The organism is Paenibacillus ihuae (assembly GCF_001368795.1).
Lineage (GTDB): Bacteria > Bacillota > Bacilli > Paenibacillales > Paenibacillaceae > Paenibacillus_AQ > Paenibacillus_AQ ihuae.
In genome coordinates this window covers 3,564,464-3,567,252 of sequence record NZ_LN831198.1, presented here as the reverse complement: position 1 = coordinate 3,567,252, position 2,789 = coordinate 3,564,464, and the positions used below count along the sequence as shown (strand labels likewise).

Sequence of the window (2,789 nt, the reverse complement as noted above, 5' to 3'; positions counted from 1 at the left end):
TGATGACACTGCTGTCGGACATTCCGGTGGAATATGTGGAATGCTCTGATGAAGTGATCCGCTACGCGGAGACGGTGCTGGGCGAGAAGCTGCACGACAGCATCTATATCTCACTGACGGATCATATCCATTTCGCCATCGACCGTCACCGTCAGGGGCTGCAGATCAAGAATGCACTGCTGTGGGAGATCAAGAGAATGTACCGCAAAGAGTTCTCGATCGGCCTTAAAACACTGCAAATTATTGAAGAACGGCTGGGTGTGCTTCTGCCGGAAGACGAGTGCGCTTTCATTGCCATGCATCTGGTGAATGCCCAGCTGAATGGAGAAATGCGTGAAACCGTAAGCATGACCAATATTGTGAAGGATATCTTCAATATTGTAAGACGCAGCTTTATGATTGAGCTGGATGAGGAATCCTTAAGCTACTACCGGTTTCTGACGCATTTGAAGTTTTTTGCCCAGCGGGTGGTGCAGGGAACTCCGATGGATGACAAGGACAGGGATCATACCCTGCATGACCTCGTCAGCGTTCAATATCCGGCAGCACATGCCTGTGCAGTGAAGATTGCGGATTACACCCGCAAAATTTACAAGCGGAATTTATCAAAGGAAGAAATATTATATATGACGATCCATATTGAAAGGATTGTCCGTAACGAACAGACAACAGAATAATAGCTATATGGGATTGTTACTTTAAGTAGGCAAAACCTAAGCGCTGAATGTATGGACGGCAAGAACGCGTCACTACTCGGTGTTTAGGTTTTTTTTGTACCACATACTCAGAATTGAAGGAGCATATCATCATGGATAAAACAGCACTTTCCAAAGAAATACTGCAGCTGGTGGGCGGAGAAAAAAATATTGATCAGGTGACCCACTGTATGACCCGCCTGCGCTTCAACCTCAATGACAATCAGCTGGCAGACAAAGCCGCGCTGCAGAAGACACCAGGGGTCATGGGTGTAATGATTAACGGGGGCCAGTTCCAGATTATCATCGGCAACGATGTTCCTGTTGTATATAACGAGCTTGTGAAGAATATGTCGGGAGCTCCCGACGGAAGAGTAAGCTCCGGCTCCGCTGATGCGGGTGCCAAGCAGAAAAAGAATCCGCTGAGCAGCGTGCTCGATTTCATTTCCGGTATTTTCACACCGATCCTGCCGGCTATCACCGGCGCGGGGATGATCAAAGGGATTATAGCCCTGCTGGTAGCTGCGGGATGGATGGGCAGCACCAGTTCAACCTATGTCATTCTTTCGGCCATCGGCGACGGCGCATTCTACTTCCTGCCGATCATTCTGGCGGTCAGTGCCGCCCGTAAGCTGGGCAGCAATATGTATATTGCCGCTGCGATCGGTGCAGCAATTCTTCATCCGACAATAACGACTTTGCTGGGCTCAGGCGAGCCGGTTACCTTTGCCAGCCTCCCGGTTGTTGCGGCAACGTATTCCTCGTCGGTTATTCCGATTGTTATAGCGATATGGCTGGCCTCCTATGTGGAAAAAGCGGTTGATAAAATCACCCATGCATCGCTTAAGCTGATCATAGTTCCAACCGTTACACTTCTCGTGATTGTCCCGTTAACCCTGATTGCTGTAGGTCCGCTGGGTGTTATCATCGGTAACGGTTTGACCGGAGGGATCTCGTGGCTGTTTGACAATACCGGTTTGTTCGCAGGCCTGCTTCTGGGCGGTACGATGTCCCTCCTGATCATTACAGGAATGCACTATGCTCTGATTCCGATTATGATCGGCTCCATTGCCAGCCTTGGATATGACTACATGATTCCAATCATGATGGTCGCTAACTTTGCCCAGGCCGGTGCAACCTTTGGTGTGTATCTGAAAACGAAGAACAGCAAGCTTAAACCGCTCGCACTTTCAACAAGTGTTACTGCGATGATGGGGATTACCGAACCGGCGATGTACGGTGTGAATATGCGATTCAAAAAACCGTTCATTGCCGCTTTGATTGGTGGAGCAGCAGGCGGAGCATTCCTGAGTCTGTTTAAAGTAAAAGCTTATGTCATTGGCGGTCTGGCAGGATTGTCCGGGATTCCAATGGTTCTGGGTGCAACCTTTGTCTATTCCATCATCGGCTTTGCCATCGGTATTGCTGTGGCGGCACTTGTAACCTACATTTTAGGCTTTGAAGATGAACCTGAGACTGCTGTGGAAGCGGCAAAAGCTCCTGCCACGACTGTTACTGCTAGTGCATCATTTTCTGCAGCTGAACTGAAGGAAGAGCATGCGCCGAAGGTTAGTGAAGCCATCTACAGCCCGATTACAGGTGAAGTTAAGCTGCTAAGCGAAGTGAATGACCCTGCATTCTCAGAAGAAATCATGGGTAAAGGCTTTGCGGTTCAACCTTCGGAGGGACGGGTAGTTTCACCTGTCAACGGCACGGTGTTCTCCTTGTCAAAGAGCGGACATGCCATTGGTCTGGTCAGTGACAACGGAGCTGAGATGCTTATTCATATCGGTATAGATACAGTGAAGCTAAAAGGACTGCATTTCTCGCCTAAGGTTACAGCTGGAACAAAGGTAGCCGTCGGCGACCTGCTGATGGAATTCGACCTTGCCGAGATTGAAAAAGCAGGCTATAGCACCATTACGCCGGTGATTATTACAAATATTCAAGAGTACGATTCCATTAAGACTTCGGGGCGTACATCTGTGAAGGAACAAGATCTCCTATACACTGTGCAAGCTTAAATTATTTTATAGAAGAAAGTGAGAATTCCAGTATTTGCTGGTGTTCGGGTGCCTGGTACAGCGGGTATTT

Annotated in this window: 2 protein-coding genes; both read left to right on the top strand. The window is 48.7% G+C overall.

The genetic code is table 11. The annotated features are described in order from the left end of the window. Positions 1-677: PRD domain-containing protein (locus AQR02_RS16425; protein ID WP_245237511.1), on the top strand; the 677-nt coding region annotated here is incomplete at its 5' end. Between the two features lie 131 nt (positions 678-808). Beyond that, the gene (locus AQR02_RS16420; protein ID WP_054941399.1) at positions 809-2,719 is read left to right on the top strand and encodes a beta-glucoside-specific PTS transporter subunit IIABC; all 1,911 of its coding nucleotides are present in this window, start codon (positions 809-811) and stop codon (positions 2,717-2,719) included. Positions 2,720-2,789: the final 70 nt, after the last annotated feature.

What these genes read in the sequence shown, in the direction of transcription:
- AQR02_RS16420 (WP_054941399.1), top strand. Translation starts at nt 809, where the DNA reads ATGGATAAAACAGCACTTTCCAAAGAAATACTGCAGCTGGTGGGCGGA.